General features: G+C 58.0%; 17 protein-coding genes and 1 pseudogene. 12 read left to right on the top strand and 6 right to left on the bottom strand.

Annotated features, from left to right (window positions below; all coding sequences use genetic code 11):
• Positions 1 to 18 precede the first annotated feature (18 nt).
• Both fadD2 and fadD1 read left to right on the top strand, forming a co-directional pair.
• The gene (fadD2, locus tag ACIPZE_RS13050; RefSeq protein ID WP_400773185.1) at positions 19 to 1,707 is read left to right on the top strand and encodes a long-chain-fatty-acid--CoA ligase FadD2; all 1,689 of its coding nucleotides are present in this window, start codon (positions 19 to 21) and stop codon (positions 1,705 to 1,707) included.
• A 346-nt stretch (positions 1,708 to 2,053) separates the two neighbouring features.
• On the top strand, positions 2,054 to 3,751 hold the full coding sequence (gene fadD1, locus ACIPZE_RS13045) for a long-chain-fatty-acid--CoA ligase FadD1 (protein ID WP_400773183.1): 1,698 nt from the start codon (positions 2,054 to 2,056) through the stop codon (positions 3,749 to 3,751).
• Between the two features lie 235 nt (positions 3,752 to 3,986).
• Here the strand turns inward: fadD1 and ACIPZE_RS13040 are convergent, their stop codons facing one another.
• Positions 3,987 to 4,364 (bottom strand): hypothetical protein, encoded by a 378-nt coding sequence (locus tag ACIPZE_RS13040; protein ID WP_008082340.1) that lies wholly within the window; start codon positions 4,362 to 4,364, stop codon positions 3,987 to 3,989.
• Between the two features lie 199 nt (positions 4,365 to 4,563).
• Between ACIPZE_RS13040 and ACIPZE_RS13035 the strand changes: the two genes are divergently transcribed.
• From ACIPZE_RS13035 to def, 3 genes are all read left to right on the top strand, one after another.
• Complete coding sequence (locus ACIPZE_RS13035) at positions 4,564 to 4,755, top strand: CsbD family protein (RefSeq protein WP_003227408.1); 192 nt, start codon at positions 4,564 to 4,566, stop codon at positions 4,753 to 4,755.
• Positions 4,756 to 4,920: 165 nt separating this feature from the next.
• Positions 4,921 to 5,871 carry a YihY/virulence factor BrkB family protein gene (locus ACIPZE_RS13030; RefSeq protein ID WP_129395184.1) on the top strand — a complete coding sequence of 317 codons (951 nt, stop codon included), beginning with the start codon at positions 4,921 to 4,923 and terminating at the stop codon, positions 5,869 to 5,871.
• 2 nt (positions 5,872 to 5,873) lie between these two features.
• Positions 5,874 to 6,413, top strand: coding sequence for a peptide deformylase (gene def, locus ACIPZE_RS13025; RefSeq protein WP_283439216.1), 540 nt, complete (start codon positions 5,874 to 5,876; stop codon positions 6,411 to 6,413).
• Positions 6,414 to 6,534: 121 nt separating this feature from the next.
• On the opposite strand, the gene ACIPZE_RS13020 is transcribed toward def, so the two are convergent.
• Positions 6,535 to 6,951, bottom strand: coding sequence for a GNAT family N-acetyltransferase (locus ACIPZE_RS13020; RefSeq protein ID WP_283439215.1), 417 nt, complete (start codon positions 6,949 to 6,951; stop codon positions 6,535 to 6,537).
• Positions 6,952 to 7,276: 325 nt separating this feature from the next.
• Between ACIPZE_RS13020 and ACIPZE_RS13015 the strand changes: the two genes are divergently transcribed.
• From ACIPZE_RS13015 to ACIPZE_RS12990, 6 genes and pseudogenes are all read left to right on the top strand, one after another.
• Positions 7,277 to 8,218, top strand: coding sequence for a fatty acid desaturase (locus ACIPZE_RS13015; protein ID WP_400773180.1), 942 nt, complete (start codon positions 7,277 to 7,279; stop codon positions 8,216 to 8,218).
• Between the two features lie 139 nt (positions 8,219 to 8,357).
• Positions 8,358 to 9,149: a phosphate/phosphite/phosphonate ABC transporter substrate-binding protein gene (locus tag ACIPZE_RS13010; protein ID WP_283439213.1), complete on the top strand. Its 792-nt coding sequence runs from the start codon at positions 8,358 to 8,360 to the stop codon at positions 9,147 to 9,149.
• Positions 9,150 to 9,315: 166 nt separating this feature from the next.
• Entirely contained in the window at positions 9,316 to 9,843 is a 528-nt protein-coding gene (locus tag ACIPZE_RS13005) for a sigma-70 family RNA polymerase sigma factor (protein ID WP_400773178.1), read from the top strand.
• Positions 9,840 to 10,853, top strand: a complete 1,014-nt coding sequence (locus ACIPZE_RS13000; protein ID WP_283439211.1) for an ABC transporter substrate-binding protein — start codon at positions 9,840 to 9,842, stop codon at positions 10,851 to 10,853. The genes ACIPZE_RS13005 and ACIPZE_RS13000 overlap by 4 nt, the downstream gene beginning before the upstream one ends.
• A gap of 537 nt (positions 10,854 to 11,390) precedes the next feature.
• Positions 11,391 to 12,167 (top strand): annotated as a pseudogene (locus ACIPZE_RS12995) (PAS domain-containing protein); the annotation flags it as partial.
• Between the two features lie 3 nt (positions 12,168 to 12,170).
• Positions 12,171 to 12,710 carry a methyl-accepting chemotaxis protein gene (locus ACIPZE_RS12990; RefSeq protein WP_232013121.1) on the top strand — a complete coding sequence of 180 codons (540 nt, stop codon included), beginning with the start codon at positions 12,171 to 12,173 and terminating at the stop codon, positions 12,708 to 12,710.
• An 83-nt stretch (positions 12,711 to 12,793) separates the two neighbouring features.
• Here ACIPZE_RS12990 and ACIPZE_RS12985 read toward each other — a convergent pair whose 3' ends face one another.
• From ACIPZE_RS12985 to ACIPZE_RS12970, 4 genes are all read right to left on the bottom strand, one after another.
• On the bottom strand, positions 12,794 to 13,171 hold the full coding sequence (locus ACIPZE_RS12985; protein ID WP_283439209.1) for a hypothetical protein: 378 nt from the start codon (positions 13,169 to 13,171) through the stop codon (positions 12,794 to 12,796).
• A gap of 188 nt (positions 13,172 to 13,359) precedes the next feature.
• A complete protein-coding gene (locus tag ACIPZE_RS12980; RefSeq protein WP_283439485.1) occupies positions 13,360 to 13,920 on the bottom strand; it encodes a hypothetical protein in 561 nt (186 codons plus the stop codon).
• Between the two features lie 154 nt (positions 13,921 to 14,074).
• Positions 14,075 to 15,499 carry an MFS transporter gene (locus ACIPZE_RS12975; protein ID WP_400773176.1) on the bottom strand — a complete coding sequence of 475 codons (1,425 nt, stop codon included), beginning with the start codon at positions 15,497 to 15,499 and terminating at the stop codon, positions 14,075 to 14,077.
• A 125-nt stretch (positions 15,500 to 15,624) separates the two neighbouring features.
• Positions 15,625 to 16,065, bottom strand: coding sequence for a PACE efflux transporter (locus ACIPZE_RS12970; RefSeq protein ID WP_283439207.1), 441 nt, complete (start codon positions 16,063 to 16,065; stop codon positions 15,625 to 15,627).
• Positions 16,066 to 16,186: 121 nt separating this feature from the next.
• Between ACIPZE_RS12970 and ACIPZE_RS12965 the strand changes: the two genes are divergently transcribed.
• Positions 16,187 to 17,059: a LysR family transcriptional regulator gene (locus tag ACIPZE_RS12965; protein ID WP_400773174.1), complete on the top strand. Its 873-nt coding sequence runs from the start codon at positions 16,187 to 16,189 to the stop codon at positions 17,057 to 17,059.
• Positions 17,060 to 17,115 lie beyond the last annotated feature (56 nt).

Here is a 17,115-nt window from a genome sequence, read left to right as displayed (position 1 = left end):
GTAAAGAGGACAAGAACAATGCAACCTGATTTCTGGAACGACAAACGCCCGGCCGGCGTACCGCTGGACATCGACATGGGCGAGTTCAAGTCGGTGATCGAGGTGTTCGAGCGTTCCTGCAAGAAGTTCGCTGACCGCCCGGCCTTCAGCAACATGGGCATCACGTTGACCTACGCCGAACTGGAGCGCTACAGCGCGGCCTTCGCCGGTTACCTGCAAGCGCACACCGATCTGGTGCCGGGCGACCGCATCGCCGTGCAGATGCCCAACGTCCTGCATTACCCGATTGCCGTGTTCGGCGCCTTGCGTGCCGGACTCATCGTGGTCAACACCAACCCGTTGTACACCGCACGGGAGATGCGCCACCAGTTCAAGGATTCCGGCGCCCGCGCGTTGGTGTACCTGAACATGTTCGGTCAGAAAGTCCAGGAAGTGCTGCCCGACACCGACATCCAGTACCTGATCGAAGCGAAGATGGGCGATCTGATGCCCGCCGCCAAGGGCTGGCTGGTCAACACCGTGGTCAGCAAAGTGAAGAAAATGGTCCCGGCGTATTCGCTGCCGCAGGCGATTTCCTTCAAGAGCGCGCTGCGCATGGGCCGGGGCCTGGGCATCAAGCCGTTGAAGGTCAGCCTCGACGACATCGCCGTGCTGCAATACACCGGCGGCACCACCGGCTTGGCGAAGGGCGCGATGCTCACCCACGGCAATCTGGTGGCGAACATGCAGCAAGTGCGCGCCTCTCTCGCGCAGCTCGGCCCCGACGGTCAGCCACTGCTGCGCGAAGGCCAGGAAGTGATGATCGCGCCGCTGCCGCTCTACCATATCTATGCCTTCACCGCGAATTGCATGTGCATGATGGTCTCCGGCAACCACAACGTGCTGATCACCAACCCGCGCGACATTGCCGGCTTCATTAAAGAACTGAAGAACTGGCGTTTCTCGGCATTGCTTGGGTTGAACACGTTGTTCGTCGCACTGATGGATCACCCGGATTTCAAGACCCTGGATTTCTCCAGCCTGAAACTCACCAACTCCGGCGGCACCGCGCTGGTCAAGGCCACCGCCGAGCGCTGGGAGCAAATGACCGGTTGCCGCATCACCGAAGGTTACGGCCTGACCGAAACCTCGCCGGTGGCCTGCACCAACCCGTACGGCGACCAGTCGCGCCTCGGCACGGTCGGTCTGCCGGTACCGGGCACGTTGCTCAAGGTCATCAACGATGATGGCGTCGAGCAGCCGATGGGTGAGAGGGGCGAGCTGTGCATCAAAGGCCCGCAGATCATGAAGGGCTACTGGCATAAACCCGAGGCCACCGCCGAAGTGCTGGATGCCGAGGGCTGGTTCAAGTCCGGCGATATTGCGGTGATCGATCCGGACGGTTTCGTGCGCATCGTCGACCGCAAGAAGGACATGATCATCGTCTCCGGTTTCAACGTGTACCCGAACGAGATCGAAGACGTGGTCATGGCCCACCCGAAAGTCGCCAACTGTGCGGTGATCGGCGTGCCGGATGAACGTTCGGGCGAGGCGGTGAAGTTGTTTGTGGTGGCGCGGGACACCGGCGTCAGCCTTGAAGAGCTGAAGGCCTACTGCAAGGAGAATTTCACTGCGTACAAAGTGCCGAAACACATTGTGTTGCGCGAGTCGTTGCCGATGACGCCGGTCGGCAAGATCCTGCGCCGTGAGTTGCGCGATATCGCTTAACGTCTGAAAACGAAAAGATCGCAGCCTGCGGCAGCTCCTACAGGAAACCCATCCCATGTAGGAGCTGCCGAAGGCTGCGATCTTTTGCTTCTAAGCCCCAAATTCCGGGGTTCTCAGGGTGTTATAGGATTTTTGCTCTAAAATGACCGCTGGCAAGTCTTGAGTCACAAATATGACTGTATGGGCCGCTTTTGGCTCTAGTCGACCCTCGGCAAAGCTGCTACTCTCGGCGCGCTTTGTGACTTCTCGGCCTATCTGAAAGCCAGATTCACCAATACAAAACACACACCAATAATAATCGCATCAAATGCGGTGAAGAATTCGCGTTGCTGAGGAGTGGGCTTCCATGATCGAAGACTTTTGGAAGGATAAATACCCGGCTGGAATTGCTGCCGACATCAATCCAGACGAGTATCCGAACATTCAGGCAGTGTTGAAGCAATCCTGCCAACGCTTCGCCAACAAACCGGCTTTCAGCAACCTGGGCAAGACAATCACCTACGGTGAGTTGTACGAATTGTCCGGTGCGTTTGCCGCGTATCTGCAACAGCATACCGACTTGCAGCCCGGTGATCGAATCGCCGTGCAATTGCCCAACGTTCTGCAGTACCCGGTGGCCGTCTTCGGTGCGATCCGCGCCGGGCTGATCGTGGTCAATACCAACCCGCTGTATACCGCGCGGGAAATGGAACACCAATTCAACGACTCCGGTGCCAAAGCCCTCGTTTGCCTGGCAAACATGGCGCACCTGGCCGAAGCCGTGGTGCCGAAAACCGGCGTCAAACACGTCATCGTCACCGAAGTCGCCGACCTGTTGCCGCCGATCAAGCGCCTGCTGATCAACAGCGTCATCAAGTACGTGAAGAAGATGGTGCCGGCTTATCACTTGCCTAAAGCCGTCAAGTTCAACGACGTGCTGAGCAAGGGCCAGGGCCAGCCTGTGGCTGAAGCCAACCCGGACAGCGGCGACGTCGCGGTGCTGCAATACACCGGCGGCACCACCGGCGTGGCCAAGGGCGCGATGCTGACCCACCGCAACCTCGTCGCCAACATGCTGCAGTGCAAGGCGCTGATGGGCTCCAACCTCAATGAAGGTAGCGAGATCCTGATCACGCCGCTGCCGCTGTATCACATCTATGCGTTCACCTTTCATTGCATGGCGATGATGCTGATCGGCAACCACAACATCCTGATCAGCAACCCGCGCGACCTGTCGGCGATGGTCAAGGAACTGTCGAAGTGGAAGTTCAGCGGTTTTGTCGGCCTGAACACGTTGTTCGTGGCGCTGTGCAATAACGAAGGTTTCCGCAAGCTGGATTTCTCGGCACTGAAAGTCACTCTGTCCGGCGGCATGGCCCTGCAACTGGCCGCTGCCGAGCGCTGGAAAGCAGTGACCGGCTGCTCGATCTGCGAAGGTTACGGCATGACCGAAACCAGCCCGGTGGCCACAGTCAATCCGATCCAGCACATCCAGATCGGCACCATCGGCATTCCGGTGCCGTCGACTCTGTGCAAAGTCATCGACGATGCTGGTGTCGAGCAGCCGCTGGGCGCGATCGGCGAGTTGTGCATCAAAGGCCCGCAAGTGATGAAAGGTTACTGGCAGCGTCAGGAAGCCACCGATGAAATGCTCGACAGCGAAGGCTGGTTGAAGACCGGTGACATCGCGCTGATCCAGCCGGACGGCTACATGCGCATTGTCGATCGCAAGAAAGACATGATTCTGGTCTCCGGTTTCAACGTTTATCCGAACGAACTGGAAGACGTGCTGGCGACCCTGCCAGGCGTATTGCAATGCGCGGCCATCGGCGTGCCGGACGAGAAGTCGGGCGAGGCGATCAAGATTTTCATCGTCGCCAAACCGGGCGTTACGCTGACCAAGGAAACGGTGATGGAACACATGCGCGCCAACGTCACCGGCTACAAGGTGCCGCGTTCGGTGGAGTTCCGCGATGCGCTGCCGACGACCAACGTCGGCAAGATCCTGCGCCGTGAATTGCGCGATGAAGAGCTGAAGAAGATCAAGGCGAAGAACGCCGCCTAAACCAAAAAGCCCCGCAGATGCGGGGCTTTTTGTTGGGGCGAGCAAGGCTTGAGTTATGCGGTGAACCTGCCCCTCACCCCAGCCCTCTCCCGAAGGAGAGGGAGCTGATCGGGGGCTTTTCAGAATCTGAGTTCGACTCGATATTTCAGGTCGGTGTACCTTGCCCAGACACCTCGGTCAGTTCCCTCTCCCTTGGGAGAGGGCTAGGGTGAGGGGACGGGGGGCGGTACAAATCCTACTGACGGAACGGCGCGAAATTCACGTTGGTGCCCGCCGGACGCATGTCCTGCAAATACGAATCCTTGTCCGCACTCAATTCCAGGCTCAATGCCGCCTTGCGCTTGCCCTCGTTGCGAATCACCAGCCCCTCGAGCTTCTCACGCAGAAACACCGTCGGCACCTTCAGGTGCAGCAGTTCGTCGGTGGCCGGTGTGTGCATCAACAGGTGAATCCACTCGTACTGACCAATCGCCAGACGCGACACCGGCAGATCGAACCACCAGATGTTGCGGTTGCGGTTCAGTTCGGCGAAGTGGCAGTTGTTGGTGCCGAGCACGGCGCCGCCCAGTTCCTTGTTTCGACGGGCGATGGCGAGCGTTTTATCGAGTTTCATAACATTCCTGCGGGATCGGTTCATTGGCGCACGGCGCCCATATGTTGCGCATTCTCGGGGCAATGCACACAAACATAAAGCCCAACCTGCACGCCGCGACGAAATGAACCTGCGAAAAATAAATGAAACTTGGCGCAAACCCGGCCAGTCAATCATTACGTACTGACTTTTCCCCCTTAATGCACCAAGGAGAAACACCATGAGTAGCACAGGCGATAAAGTAAAAGGCATGGCCAACGAAGCCGTCGGCAACGTCAAGCAAGGCGTCGGTAAAGCCACCGACAACACCAAACTGCAAGCCGAAGGCAAGGTTCAAGAGAAAAAAGGCGAAGCCCAACAAGCGGTCGGCAAAGCCAAAGACGCTATCAAGAAAGGCGTCGACAAGGCGTAATTCAGCCTTGAACGAACTACACGAGCGGCCATCCAAGGATGGCCGTTTTTGTGTCGAAATTCTGCTGACGCCCATCAAGGTTCGCCAAGTAAGCTACCTTGATGTAAAAAACGGCCCCTGAGTCGCCACGACTTCAAACCTGTATAGCGGCGAAAGGAGACGCGAATGATATTCCCGGACATGAAAGGTCTGCCTCTGCACCGCGTGATGGTGCGCACGGTCACTGAGTTCGTCGACGACGAGATGTCGACCTACGCCTCGGCGCTGGCCTACCAGATGCTGTTCTCGCTGTTCCCGTTCATCCTGTTCCTGATCGCGCTGATCGGCTTCCTGCACCTGCCGGACTTCTTTTCCTGGCTGCGCCTGCAATCGGAACTGGTTCTGCCGCCGCAGGCGCTGGAATCGGTCAACCCGGTAATCGACCAGTTGCAGCAGTCCAAGGGCGGCTTGCTTTCAGTCGGTATCGTCATCGCCCTTTACACTGCGTCTGCCGGCGTGCGCTTGATGATGAGCGCGATGAACGCAGCGTACGATGTGGTCGAAGGGCGGCCGGTCTGGAAGCGCTTTCCGTTGTCGGTTTTCTACACGGTCGGCATTGCCGGCATGTTGCTGATGGCCGCCGCGCTGATGGTGCTCGGGCCGCAGGTGATGGGCTGGATCGCCGCGCAGGTCGGGCTGGAGGAAGTCATCGTCACCGTCTGGACCATCGCGCGCTGGCCGGTGATCGTCATCCTGATGATGGTCGCGGTGGCGCTGATCTATTACGTGATGCCTGACGTCAAACAGGAATTCCGCTTCATCACCCCCGGCTCGGTACTCGCGGTGGTGGTGTGGATCATCGCCTCGTTGGGCTTCGCGTTTTATGTGAAAACCTTCGCCAACTACAACGCGATGTATGGCAGCATCGGCGCAATCATCGTGCTGTTGCTGTACTTCTACATTTCCGCTGCGGTGCTGTTGCTCGGTGCGGAAATGAACGCGGTGATCGAGCATATGTCCAGCGAGGGCAAGGACCCGGGCGAGAAAGTCCCCGGCGAACTCGATGAACAACCCAAACAACACGTCTCGGGCCTGGGCCGCGATCATTCGCTCAAGCCGGACACTGACGAAGCCTGATCATGATCCGTGAAATTCTGAAAATGGGTGACGAGCGCCTGCTGCGCATTGCGCCGCCGGTGCCGGCCGAAATGTTCGACAGTCCCGAGCTGTGGCAACTGATCGACGACATGTTCCAGACCATGGAAAGCGTCGGTGGCGTTGGGCTTGCCGCGCCGCAGATCGGCGTTGACCTGCAACTGGTGATCTTCGGTTTCGAGCACAGCGAGCGTTATCCGGACGCCGAAGCCGTGCCGCAGACGATCCTGATCAATCCGCTGATCACACCGCTGAGTCCGTTGACGGAAGAGGGCTTTGAAGGGTGTCTGTCGGTGCCAGGTCTGCGCGGCGCGGTGGATCGCTATCAGCAGATTCGCTACGAGGGTTTTGATCCGAAGGGCGAGCCGGTGGTGCGCGTTGCTGCGGGCTTCCATGCGCGCGTTGTGCAGCACGAGTGCGATCACCTGATCGGCCGGTTGTACCCGTCGCGCATCACCGACTTCAGCAAGTTCGGTTACACCGAAGTGATGTTCCCGGACCTCGATCCCTCTGCCGACGATTAATTCCGGGATACCACAACCCCCCTGTAGGAGTGAGCCTGCTCGCGATAGCGGTCTGTCAGTAAAATTTTCGGTGACTGACAGACCGCTATCGCGAGCAGGCTCACTCCTACAAGGATCTGCGTCAGGTTGAAGGTTTGAGTTCCATCGCAATCATCGGCTTGCTCCGCGCATACCGGCTCAACCGCTCCGCCATCGCCTGGGGCAGGGCCGGGTTGAAACTGAACCCGCGCCGCTCATAAAACCCGCGCAAATCCGGATGACAGAACAGCCACACCGGTTCGCGCACTTCCTGCACCGCCGCCGCGATCAACTGCGCGGCCAGCCCTTGTTCGCGACACCCCGGATCAACGAACAATCCGGTCAACCAATGCCCGCCCGCCACCGGCCGCAAACACAGTGCCGCGACAATTTCGCCACGGCGCGCCACCCACAATTGCGCGTCACGCACGGCTTTCATCGACGATTGGTGGCTGCGGTAAAACTTGTTCATCAACGGCCATAAAGACTCGTCGAGCAGGCTGTATCGGGTGTCGTGCATAGGTTCGGACTGTCGGTGGGAAAAGCGCCGATTATAAAAGAACGCGCGCCGGCGGATAGGTGTATACCTGACCTCACATCCCCTGTGAGTGGAGTACGCATCATGTCCAAAGGTATGGATTCAAAGAAAGCCGCGAAGAAGAAACCGGCCAAGACCGCGATTGAAAAACGCGCGGAGAAGAAAGCCAAGAAAGTCGACATCTTCGGCCACTGATCACGCCTTTCCGGAGCCCGGTTCTCGGGCTCCTGCCTGAACCTGAAAATAATCTGCAAGATTCAGCGACGTCGTTGCACAGCAGGAGAAGATCCCTGCTGTGAGTACAGCCATGTCCCATTATTTCGACGCCGCCCACCGCCAGCACATCGAAGCCCTGCGCCAACGCCTGACTGCCCGCACCGAATGGCCGACCTGGCTGTTGTTGATCGGTGTGTATGGCGGCTGGTTTGCCATCGTACTCAACAGTGCATGGCTCGGCCGCGGCTGGAGCACATTGCTGCTGATTCCTTTGTTGGTGCTGTGGTTGTCGGTGCAACACGAATTGCTCCATGGGCATCCGACGCGCTGGATTGCTTTCAACAAAGTGCTGGGCTATGCGCCATTTGCCGTGTGGTATCCGTACACGCTGTATCGCGACAGCCATTTGCTGCATCACCGCGATGAGGATCTGACTGTGCCCGGCGTCGATCCGGAAAGCCGTTACCTGACCCGCGCGAGGTGGCAGGGCAGTTCGTTGTTCGAACGCAGTCTGCATCGGCTGAATAAAACCGTGCTCGGCCGGTTCCTGATTGGCGCACCACTGGCGCTGTTGGCGCTGGCTGCGCAAGAGCTGCAACGCTTGAAAAACCGTGAGCGCCAGGCCTGGCTGATGTGGTTGACCCACGGTTTTTTTACCTTGCTGATGCTCGGCTTCATCGCGCAATACAGTGCGTTACCGGTGTGGCATTACCTGCTGCTGATCAGCGTGCCGGCGCTGTCGATCGCGATGATTCGCTCCTACTATGAACATCGTCCGCACGCGCAACCGGAGCAGCGCACCGTTTTGAATGAAGCCGGTTGGCCGTGGCGCTGGTTGTTTCTCAATCTGAATTTTCATCTGGTGCATCACGACTTGCCCAAGCTTGCATGGTACGACTTGCCCAGGGTTTATCGAACGCATCGCGCGCAATGGGTGGCACGCAGCGGCGGGTTTGTGGTGCAAGGGTACGGGCAGTTGTGGCGCCAGAATGGTTTCAAACCCATCGACAGCCCCGAGCATCCGTTCCACTGACTCAAGAACACCATCGACCCCTGTAGGAGTGAGCCTGCTCGCGATAGCGGTGTGTCAGGCACCGAAGATGTCACTGACACACCGCATTCGCGAGCAGGCTCACTCCCACATTGGAAATCAGTTGTCAGGGAATATGTGTATGACCCAACACCACGCCGAACTGTTGATGTACGTCGCCCCCGAACCGATCCGCGTGGCCAATGAACGCTGGCTCGCGCGCATCCTCGAACACCTCGGCCACACCCGCCTGAATGCCGAACAACTGTCACTGCCACAACTGTGGTTATCCCCTGATCTGCTGCTCACGCAAACCTGCGGCTACCCGCTGATGACCGCGCTGCGCGGCAAAGTACGCATCGTCGGCCGGCCGCGCTACGAACTCCCCGATGCCAGCGCCGGCAACCACTGCAGCCTGATCCTCAGTCGTGCCGATGATCCACGCAAAACCCTGGCAGCATTTCGCAACAGCCGCGCGGTGATCAACAGTGAAGACTCCAACAGCGGCATGAATCTGTTGCGCCAGCGTCTGGCGCCGTTGCATCGCGACGGGCAGTTTTTCGCCACCCTTGGCATCAGCGGCGGTCACCGCGAAAGCCTGCGTTGGTTACGTAGCAAATGCGCCGACCTGGCCGCCATCGACAGCGTGACCTACGCCTGCCTCGCGCAATATGCGCCGGAAGAAGTTCGCGGTTTGCGAGTGATGGCGCGCAGTGCGTTCAGCCCGACCTTGCCCTTTATCACCGTTGCCAGCGCCACGGATCAACAGATTGAAAGGCTGCGTCAGGTGATGAACCAGAGCCTGCATGAGCTTCCCGATGTTGCGCAGGTGTTGGGTTTGCCAGAAGTGTTGCCGGCCAACGAAAGCGATTACCAGGTCGTGCTCGACTATGAACATGAAGCTGAAGATTTGGGTTACGGCCGTTTACGTTAAAAGATCGCACTCCTGTAGGAGCTGCCGAAGGCTGCGATCTTTTGACCTTATATCTCCAAATCGAATAACTGAATGAAATTTAAATATTATTAATGCATAAGGCGCCTTGCTACGATCGCGCCACCGGAACACCGGACATTCAGCGACCCTTCATCAAGGAGCCCCTATGTCCGGCGCCGACTTTTCCCATCATCACTCGGTTGACGGCCTGTTCCGCGCCCATTACCGCTGGCTCTGCAATTATCTGCGGCGTCATCTGCACGACACCGCGAGCGTCGAAGACATCGCCGCCGAAACCTTCGCGCAACTGCTCGAAGCGCCCAGCCTCACGGCGATTCGCGAACCTCGTGCCTTGCTCACCACCATCGCCCAGCGCCTGCTTTATCAACGCTGGCGGCGTGCCGATCTGGAGCGCCGTCATGCGCAGCAGATCGACACAGACGTGGCCAATTCGCCCGAAGAACTCGCCCAACTGGCGCAAGCCCTGAAGCGCCTCGACCACAGCCTGCAACGACTGCCCGGCAAGGTTCGCTCGACCTTTCTGCTGGCGCGCATCGATGGCCTGACCTACCCGCAAATCGCCGCCGAACTGGGGATCTCCCAGCGTTCGGTCAGCGTGTACATGAACCGTTCCCAAGCGTTGTGCGATCGCCACAGCGCCAATCAATTTTTGACTGACAAGAGGTCCGCATGAGATCGATCACAACCCTGCTTGGCCGTTCGCTGCTGGCGCTGAGCCTGAGTGTCGGCGCCGTTTCAGCGGCGCAGAAAAGCGCACCGATCCACTTTGGCGACATCACCTGGGAGAGCGGCAGCTTCATCACCGAAGTGCTGCGCCTGATCGTTGAAAAAGGTTACGGCTACCCGACCGACACGCTGCCGGGCAGTACCGTCAGCCTCGAAGCGGCGTTGGCGAAAAACGACATCCAGGTGATCGGCGAAGAATGGGCCGGGCGCAGTCCGGCGTGGGTCAAGGCCGCCGCCGAGGGTAAAGTGTTTGGCTTGGGCGACACCGTCAAAGGCGCCACCGAAGGTTGGTGGGTACCGGAATACGTGATCAAGGGCGACCCGGAACGCGGGATCAAGGCGCTCGCACCGGAGCTGAAATCGGTGGCCGATCTACCGCGCTACAAGGACGTTTTCCGTGACCCGGAAGACCCGACTCGCGGGCGTTTCCTCAACAGTCCGACCGGCTGGACTTCGGAGATCGTCAACAGTCAGAAGCTCAAGGCCTATGCGCTGAATGACAGCTTCGTCAACTTCCGCACCGGTTCCGGCGCGGCACTGGATGCCGAGGTGGCGTCGTCGATCAAGCGGGGCAAACCAGTGCTGTTCTACTACTGGTCGCCGACGCCGCTGCTGGGCCGTTTCAAACTGGTAAAACTGGATGAACCGCCGTTCGACGCCGCGGCCTGGAAGACTCTGGCCGATGCCAATAATCCCAATCCCAAAGGCACACGCTCGATGCCGGCGAGCCTGGCGATTGGCGTGTCAGCGCCGTTCAAGGCGCAATACCCGCAGTTGGTGACATTCTTTGAAAAGGTCGATCTGCCGATCGATCTGTTGAACCAGACCTTGGCCGGTATGAGCGAAAAACGCCTGCAGCCAAGAGTGGTGGCCGAAGCCTTCCTGCGTGATCAGCCACAAATCTGGAAAGCCTGGGTGCCCGCAGAAGTCGCCAGCCAAGTCAGCAACAGCCTCTAACCACAACTCCCCCCTGTAGGAGCTGCCGCAGGCTGCGATCTTTTGATCTTGTCTTTAAAATCAAAAGATCGTCCGATCGCGGCCCGAGCCTGCGGCAGCTCCTACACGGAGCGAATTCATTTCTAGCTGAACCGTTTCTTGTGCAAAAAGTGCCAGATACTGGCCGACTAATGGCCTTGCGCAAGGCCTTGCGCTGTCTATGCTCACCTGTAACTAACTATGTCGACCGTGCACGGTTAGTGAGTGAATTCATGCTGCCAGAGTGCGCAAGCCAAGGCACCGACACTGAAACGACAAGGAGCATTTTGTACATGGAAGTTCTTCAACGCGTTAGGGCTGGCCCCGGTGCGGGCTATCAAGAGAAGGATGTCTTGATTAGAGCGTCGCTATATGGACTCTCCGATTGACCATCATTTATCACCTGACAACTTCCTCCCGTGGAGGAATGCGTGCGCCTGTTCTGTGGAACGTAGTGGTAGATCTTGAAAGAACTGAACTTTCATCAAATCAAAAGACCGCGCAGAAGGTGATTCAACCATGTTCAACCTACATCACAAGGCTGACCTGCAGGAAATCGAGCGATTCAGCTGTGCCCTGACCGAGGCCAATGCCAAGTTGGCAGCGATCAGCCGTTCAATGGCAATGATCGAGTTCACCCCCGAGGGTATCGTTCTCGATGCCAATGAAAACTTCTGCAAAACCATGGGCTACAGCGCCGAAGAAGTCCGTGGCAAACATCACCGGATCTTTTGTGAAGAAGCGTTCTATCGCAGCGAGGATTACGCCCGGTTGTGGCGGGACCTGGCCCGGGGCGAGCCGATCAGCGGGACGTTTCTGCGCTTGAACAAGAGCGGCAAGGAAATCTGGCTCGAAGCCAGCTACATGCCGGTGTATGGCGCCGACAAGCAGGTCAAAAGTGTGATCAAGGTAGCGGCGGACATCACCGCACGGGTCAATAAAGAACACGAAGAAGAAAGCATGCTGGCGGCGATCAGCCGTTCCATGGCGGTGATCGAGTTCACTCCCGAAGGCAATGTCATCAGTGCCAACGACAACTTTCTGCAAACCATGCAGTACTCGCTGAACGAAATCGTCGGGCATCATCACAGCCTGTTCTGCCATCGCGCCGAATCCGAATCGGCGCAGTACAAGGCATTCTGGGCCTCGCTCAATCGCGGCGAATATCACTCCCATCGCTTCGAGCGCAAGAACAAGTCCGGGCAGATGGTTTATCTCGAAGCCTCTTACAATCCGCTGTTCGACGCCAAGGGCCGCTTGTACAAAGTGGTCAAGTTCGCCAGCGACATCACCCATCAGATGACCACTTTGCAGAACGCTGCCGAATCCGCCCACAGCACTTCGGTGCAAAACGACGCCTGCGCGCAAAAGGGCTCGCAAGTCGTGCAACAAACCGTGCAGATCATTCAGGACATCTCCCGCGACCTCAACGAAGCGGCGGTGAGTATCGATGCCGTGAGCAAGCAGTCGGACATCATCGGCACCATCGTCCAGACCATTCGCGGAATTGCCGATCAAACCAACTTGCTGGCACTGAACGCGGCGATTGAAGCGGCGCGGGCCGGTGAACATGGACGTGGTTTTGCGGTGGTCGCGGATGAGGTGCGCAGCCTGGCGGCACGGACCAGTCAGGCAACCCTGGAGATCGTCGACGTGGTGCGCAAGAACCATGATTTGTCGTTGAGTGCGGTGTCGAGCATGCAATCGAGTTTGAGCCGCACCGGGCTTGGCGTGGAACTGGCGAACGAGGCGGGGGCGGTGATTCAGGAAATTCAGCAGGGATCGCGGCATGTGGTGGATGCGATCAGTCAGTTCAACGAGACGTTGCAGTTGAATTGATGCTCTGAAATCGCGAGGGCCATGTTCTAAAAGCCAAGGGCAGTAGCGACTGCCCTTGTTTTATTACTTGCACACCTGTTACTTCATTCGTACTTACCACTGAACGTACCCTTGAAGGCAATCAACCGCCCCAATTCATCAAAGTAGGTAGCGTCAATCGTTCCTTCTTGGGTATCCAGATTCTCCCCGATGGTGACTTTCCCGGTTCCAGTTAATTTGAGCATTCTTATTCCATTCTGATATTCCAGCTGAGGAACTCCATCATGAACAAAAGTCAGAAGGTGTTCACCGGGTTCTAGGTTATCGGGTGCATAGACCATCTGGACTAAATTTGTGTTCATGGTCGCTTGAAAAGTTCTTTGATCAAAAACAACCCGCTCTGTATTAAAGTCCGTTCCGACCGGGTTTCCGTTGTAGGTGGATTTGCAATCGCAATGACCGGTGAATGCTTTGGCTTCCATGATTCTCTCCTGATCCTGTCTTGTGATCACGAGTGTGATCACTCGTTCTATTGAACACGCGCAGTTCAAACGAGCACCACTGTCAGTTCTTACAGGTGATACGATTTTCTGATGAAAGGTAGCAATCCGGAGGGAAGGGAGTGGGACAGGACAGAGGCCTCCGTGACCTCCATCCACTTGTCACATAATCACAGCGCTGCGAGAAACTTGTCCGCCAACTTGTCGCTGTCCTTCACATCATTGACGTTGTCTTTGTCCGCCTGCGCCAACTTCATTTTGTCCTGCAAACGCTCGGCGATCTCTTTACCGATGGCCAGTTGTTTCTCCGGAGGCATGGCTTTGATGTCGTCTTCGGTGATGCCCATGCTCTGGAGGATACTGTCGCGCAGGCGCTGTTCCGGCGACTTGCTCATGTAGTCCTTGAACTGATCGGTGGCCGAAGTGCCGGTGGTCTTGGTGGCATCGGAGGTATCGGTAGATTGCAGGCTGACGCGCGTCTTGGCGAAAGCCTCGTCGACGTTGTCGCTGATGCGCGTCGCTTCGCTGACTTGCTGCGTGGCGATCTGGGTGGCCGACGCCTGCACGGTGGAGGCGGTCTGCGTGGATTGCAGTTGGGTCTGATTCTGCAGGGTTTGCAGCATGGCGCCGTGCAGGCCGCTCTGCAGACCGGCGGCCGCAGTGGCCGTTGCGTCGTCATTGACCTGCTTGGGCAGGTGGATGATTAGCGGTTGTTTGGCGTTGACCAACATGATGACTGGACCTGTGGATAATTGCTGACGGCGGTTACGCAGCAATTACCGTGCCTTGCGGATAAGTCCTTGTATTTCAATTGTTTGTTGTCTTTGCTCAGAAGTGAAGCGGTCATCCGTTGCCGTTGCGCGGCAGACGATGACCGCTGCCTGCTCAGCGATGGGCAATGTTCTCCAGCGCCAGATTACGAGTGCGCGGACCGAAGTAACCGATGGTCAGCATCACGATCAGCATGCTGCTGGCGATGAATGCCAAGACGCCGGGCGTGCCGAAGCTGTCGAGGAAAAAGCCAATCAACAGGCTGCTGAATACCGTCGACAAGCGACTGAACGAATAACAGAACCCCACCGCCCGTGCGCGGATGTTGGTCGGGAACAGTTCGCTCTGGTACGAGTGATAACTGAAGCTCAGCCAGGCGTTGCAGAAGGTGATCATCACCCCGCAGAAGATCAGCCCGAACGCGCTGGTCTGCAGGGCGAACAAGGTGCCGAAGGTCATGGCGCCGAGGGCCGAACCGACGATCTGCCATTTGTTCTCGAAGCGGTTGGCGAACTTGACGAACAGCAGCGGCCCGAGCGGGTAGGCGAGGGTGATGATGAAGGCATACATCAGGCTGTGGGTGACGCTGACGCCCTGTCCGGAGAGCAACGCCGGCAACCAGTTGCCGAAACCGAAGAAGCCGATGGCCTGGAAGATGTGAAAGACGATCAGCATCAACGCGCGACGGCGATACGGTGGCTGCCAGATATCGGCGAAGCGGCCCTTGCCTTCGACGTCGACGGCAACGGCTTCGGGAGTGTCCAGCGGCTTGCCGTGATCCTTCGCGCAATGTGCCTCGATGTGGTCGAGAATCCGGTTCGCCTCATCGAAGCGGCCATGCTGCGCCAACCAGCGCGGCGATTCCGGCAGACGCTTGCGCAGCCACCAGATAAACAATGCAAACACCGCGCTGGCCAACACCACCCAGCGCCAGCCGGACACCCCGAACGGCGCTTGCGGTACCAGCCACCAGGACATCAACGCCACCGCCGGCACCGACAGAAACTGCACGAAAAACGCGAAGGCAAACGCCGAACTGCGCATGCGTTTGGGCACAAGCTCCGAGAGGTAGGCGTCGATGGTCACCAACTCGATGCCCAAACCGATGCCGACCAGAAAGCGCATGCAGATAATCCCCAGCGCCGAACTCTGAACGCCCATCAACACCGTCGCGACCGTGTACCAGATCAGCGCGAAAGTGAAGATCGCTCGACGGCCGAAACGATCCGCCAACGGGCTGAGCAGACTGGCGCCGAGGAACAGGCCAAGAAATGTTGCCGAGGCAAACGCCGCCTGATCGGAGAAACCGAACACACCCTGATTTCCGGTGGCGAAGATGCCGTCGCGGATCAGGCCGGGGCTGATGTAGGCGGTCTGGAACAGGTCATAGAGCTCGAAGAAACCACCGATCGACAACAGCGCCACCAGCCGCCAGATCGTCGCGACCGCAGGGAGGCGGTCAATGCGGGCGGACACCTGAGCGGCGCGGATCGGGTCGATGCCGTCGCTTTGCGCGGCGGCGGAGGCGTGTGCAGTCATGGGCAGATCCATTTTTTATTGATGGAAAAGCTTAGCCTGCTATCGGAGTTCACGGATTGTGAAGATCAGCGATTTGCGCCGGGAAAGTGCTGATTTCTTGCAATATCTCCTTACTAATTAACGATTTATGCCGCAGCCGCCGAATCTGGCAGCGCCGAGGCCGGCAAACCGAAAACCCGGTCGAACAGCCAGTTGAAGGCGAACGTGTAGCACGGGATGAAAATGATCAGCGCCAGATCCAGCAAAAATGCCTGCACCAGACTGATGTTCATCCACCAGGCAATCAACGGGATCAGGAACACGATCAGCGTCAGTTGAAAACCGATAGCGTGAGCGATGCGGCGTTTGACCGTGCGGGTGCGCGAGACCTGGCGGCTTTCCCAGTGTTCGAACATCGAGGTGTAGATGAAATTCCAGGTCACGGCGATGGTGGTGATGATTACCGCCAATGGCCCGGTACTGCCCGGCGAAGTGCCGGACAACAGTGCCAGGCCGAGGGCGGAGAAGGTCATGCCGATCACTTCGTAAAGCGACACGTAGACCAGTTTGCGTTTGACGCCTTGCATGGGAATTGCCTCTTTGTTGCCGTTTGTTGGCCAGCGGGACTGGCGAAGGCGACGAAAGATAGCTTCAATAGGGCTGACAGAAAAAGTCGGTAGCTTTCAGATTTATTGATAGGTGCGCGAAGTGAATTTCAACAGTGACAGTATCGAGCTGTTCCTTGCAGTCATTGAACGCGGTTCATTTTCTGCGGCAGCGCGAGCATTAGGAAAAGTCCCCTCGGCGGTAAGCATGGGCATTGGCAACCTTGAGGCTGAACTCGGTTATTTGTTGTTCGACCGCAGCCATCGCGAACCGCAACCCACGGCGATGGCGCTGGCACTGGTGCCGCATGCGCGACTGATTGCCGAGCAGCTCAAGCAACTGCAAGTGCATGCGGTGGAGTTGTCGCTGGGACTGGAGAGCAAGTTGTCGATCGGTGTGGTGGCCGACATCGACCGGCGGCGCTTGCTGGCGGCGATCAAGGTGATCGCCGAGCGTCATCCGCTGCTCGACATCGAAGTGCTGACCGCGCCACAGGATGACGTGCTGGCGCTGTTGCACAGTGGTCGCGTCAGTGTTTGCCTGGCGTTCGCCGGGTTGAGCGTCAACGTGCTGGAGCGCTTTCAGTTCGTCGGCAGCGAACGGATGATCGCCACGCTGGCAGCGGACAGTCCGTTGTTGCAGGGGCAGGATCTGTTTCTCGAGGACCTGGTGCATGTGCGGCAGATCATCGTCGCCAGTCGTGATTTGCCGATCAGTGAAACGCGGCCGTTGGTGGCGCAGTCATATTGGCGCACGGACAGTCTTGAGACCGCGATGGAAATGGTCGAGGCGGGTTTGGGCTGGGGCAATTTTCCGTTGTCGGTGGTGCAGCCGCGACTGGACAACGGAAGTCTGAAACGCCTGAATTTTCGCAACATCGAAAATGGCCTGGTGATGCCGGTGCATGCGGTATGGCTGAAGAGCCAGCCACTACAGAAAGGCGCACTGGCCCTCGTCGACCTGTTGAGTGGTTGATCGTTCCCACGCTCCGCGTGGGAACGCAGCCCGGGACGCTCTGCGTCCCTTCACTG

This window comes from Pseudomonas sp. NPDC089741, assembly GCF_044748825.1.
GTDB classification, from domain to species: Bacteria; Pseudomonadota; Gammaproteobacteria; order Pseudomonadales; family Pseudomonadaceae; genus Aquipseudomonas; species Aquipseudomonas helmanticensis.
Note: the sequence above shows the minus strand (reverse complement) of the source record. Positions and strands in the feature narration are given on the sequence as shown.

Excerpts from the sequence above, each read along its gene's own strand:
- fadD2 (WP_400773185.1), top strand. The coding sequence starts at position 19 with ATGCAACCTGATTTCTGGAACGACAAACGCCCGGCCGGCGTACCGCTG.
- fadD1 (WP_400773183.1), top strand. The coding sequence starts at position 2,054 with ATGATCGAAGACTTTTGGAAGGATAAATACCCGGCTGGAATTGCTGCC.
- ACIPZE_RS13040 (WP_008082340.1), bottom strand. The coding sequence starts at position 4,364 with ATGAAACTCGATAAAACGCTCGCCATCGCCCGTCGAAACAAGGAACTG.
- ACIPZE_RS13035 (WP_003227408.1), top strand. The coding sequence starts at position 4,564 with ATGAGTAGCACAGGCGATAAAGTAAAAGGCATGGCCAACGAAGCCGTC.
- ACIPZE_RS13030 (WP_129395184.1), top strand. The coding sequence starts at position 4,921 with ATGATATTCCCGGACATGAAAGGTCTGCCTCTGCACCGCGTGATGGTG.
- def (WP_283439216.1), top strand. The coding sequence starts at position 5,874 with ATGATCCGTGAAATTCTGAAAATGGGTGACGAGCGCCTGCTGCGCATT.
- ACIPZE_RS13020 (WP_283439215.1), bottom strand. The coding sequence starts at position 6,951 with ATGCACGACACCCGATACAGCCTGCTCGACGAGTCTTTATGGCCGTTG.
- ACIPZE_RS13015 (WP_400773180.1), top strand. The coding sequence starts at position 7,277 with ATGTCCCATTATTTCGACGCCGCCCACCGCCAGCACATCGAAGCCCTG.
- ACIPZE_RS13010 (WP_283439213.1), top strand. The coding sequence starts at position 8,358 with ATGACCCAACACCACGCCGAACTGTTGATGTACGTCGCCCCCGAACCG.
- ACIPZE_RS13005 (WP_400773178.1), top strand. The coding sequence starts at position 9,316 with ATGTCCGGCGCCGACTTTTCCCATCATCACTCGGTTGACGGCCTGTTC.
- ACIPZE_RS13000 (WP_283439211.1), top strand. The coding sequence starts at position 9,840 with ATGAGATCGATCACAACCCTGCTTGGCCGTTCGCTGCTGGCGCTGAGC.
- ACIPZE_RS12990 (WP_232013121.1), top strand. The coding sequence starts at position 12,171 with ATGACCACTTTGCAGAACGCTGCCGAATCCGCCCACAGCACTTCGGTG.
- ACIPZE_RS12985 (WP_283439209.1), bottom strand. The coding sequence starts at position 13,171 with ATGGAAGCCAAAGCATTCACCGGTCATTGCGATTGCAAATCCACCTAC.
- ACIPZE_RS12980 (WP_283439485.1), bottom strand. The coding sequence starts at position 13,920 with ATGTTGGTCAACGCCAAACAACCGCTAATCATCCACCTGCCCAAGCAG.
- ACIPZE_RS12975 (WP_400773176.1), bottom strand. The coding sequence starts at position 15,499 with ATGACTGCACACGCCTCCGCCGCCGCGCAAAGCGACGGCATCGACCCG.
- ACIPZE_RS12970 (WP_283439207.1), bottom strand. The coding sequence starts at position 16,065 with ATGCAAGGCGTCAAACGCAAACTGGTCTACGTGTCGCTTTACGAAGTG.